A 390-nucleotide genomic window follows, 5' to 3' on the forward strand; every position below is an offset into this window, starting at 1 on the left:
TCAACACTGCCCTGGCTCACGATCTGGTCGTGACCCTGAGCAACAACGCTACCGTCACCATCAAAGCGGGCGAAACCAGCGCGCCTTACACCCACGAAGCGCAAGGCGATGACGTCTACAAAGACGCCGGCGAAATCGAGCTGGGTATCAAGTCCGCGGTCGATGTCGATGGCCGTGCCTTCGAAAACCTGCAGTTGGGCGACGCGGCCTCGGTCAAAGTTACCGATACCACTGACGATGTCATCGCCAAACTGACCGCCACTCCTTCGGTCACCGAAGGCGGCGAGATCACTTACACCGTCACCCTGACCAACAAAGATGGTCTGCCGATCGATAACCACGCGCCGTTGTACTTCACCCTGAGTGACGGCAAAACGGTGATCACCGTTC

1 protein-coding gene is annotated in these 390 nt (G+C 58.2%); it reads left to right on the forward strand.

The features are described from left to right. On the forward strand, nucleotides 1-390 hold a 390-nt coding region (locus OO306_RS28260), incomplete at both ends, for an immunoglobulin-like domain-containing protein (RefSeq protein WP_265970408.1).

Source organism: Pseudomonas sp. DCB_AW, from assembly GCF_026240895.1.
GTDB classification, from domain to species: domain Bacteria; phylum Pseudomonadota; class Gammaproteobacteria; order Pseudomonadales; family Pseudomonadaceae; genus Aquipseudomonas; species Aquipseudomonas kermanshahensis.